Origin of the sequence: Pseudomonas koreensis, from assembly GCF_012986595.1 — a bacterium.
Lineage (GTDB): Bacteria > Pseudomonadota > Gammaproteobacteria > Pseudomonadales > Pseudomonadaceae > Aquipseudomonas > Aquipseudomonas koreensis.
The window spans coordinates 1-1255 of record NZ_JAAQYM010000018.1 but is presented as its reverse complement, the minus strand read 5'-3'; the positions used below and the strand labels follow the sequence as shown (position 1 = coordinate 1255).

1 protein-coding gene is annotated in these 1255 nt (G+C 56.6%); it reads right to left on the bottom strand.

Annotation, left to right across the window (positions count from 1 at the left end; genetic code table 11):
- The coding region (locus tag HBN98_RS27755) for a transposase (protein ID WP_151101765.1) at positions 1–1178 on the bottom strand (1178 nt) is incomplete at its 3' end.
- Between the last annotated feature and the right edge of the window lie 77 nt (positions 1179–1255).

Here is a 1255-nt window from a genome sequence, read left to right as displayed (position 1 = left end):
GGTGTCGTTGCGATTCGCCGAGCCACATCGCGCGCGGCTTCATGGACGCTGCGGGCGATCTTGCGGAGCGCAGTGTTCGGGCAGCACTTGGCTTTCATCGGACAGGCAACGCAGTCGCTCTGCCTGGATCGGAAGATGATGGTGTTGGCTTTGGTGACGTGCGAACGCTCGTTCTTGAAGGCTCGCCATTCGCTACGTAATGCATTGCCAGCCGGGTAGCAGTATTCCTCAGTCTCTTCATTCCAGCGGAAATCGTTGCTCGAAAAACTGTCGTTCTTACGTTCGGTTTTGTCCCACACCGGCACATGTGGCTCGATGTTCTTTTCCTCCACCATCCAGGCCAGCATCGGCGCGGTACCGTAAGCGGTGTCGCCAATGAGGCGTTCCGGCTTGATGTCGAACTGCGCTTCGACCCGATCGATCATTGTCTTGGTGCTCTCGACTTCTGCGGTTCGATGAGCCGGTGTGGGTTCCACATCCATGATCACGCCGTGCTCGGTATCGATCAGATAATTCGTGGAGTAAGCGTAGAACGCTGGGCCACCTGGAGCTGCGGTCCAGCGGGCCTGAGGATCCGTCAGCGACAGGCGTTTCGGTAGCGTTTCGGCCAAAGCCTCCTCATCGAGGCCTTCAAGGTACTCACGCACGGCGCGAGTGCTCAGGGCCGGATCGCTCCAGTTGATCTGTTCATCACCCGGTACGCCGCGCTGCCGACTCGCATCCGCCTTGATGATGCTGGCGTCCACGGCAAAGCCTTCACCTTTGACCAAGCCTGCGTCCATGCAACGACGCAGCACTTCATTGAACAACCAGCGAAACAGATCGCTGTCCCGAAAACGGCCGTGTCTATTTTTGGAAAATGTCGAGTGGTTGGGGACTTCATCTTCAAGGTTTAACCGGCAGAACCAGCGATACGCCAGGTTCAAATGGGCCTCTTCGCACAGCCGCCGCTCTGAGCGAATGCCGTAGCAATAGCCCGAGATCAGCATGCGGATCATCAGCTCAGGATCAATCGACGGACGTCCAATCGGGCTATAGAAATCGGCGAGGTAATGGCGCAGGTCGCTCAGATCGAGACACCGATCAATGCTGCGCAGAAGATGATTGGCTGGGATGTGATCTTCAAGGTTGAACGAGTAAAACAGCCGATCCTGCCCACTCGATAACTGTCCAATCATGCTCTGTGATCCCCCGCCGGCCAATGAAGCAATTTTGCCGCAGGTCAAACAGGGGAGCTACTTTTTCAACAGAATCG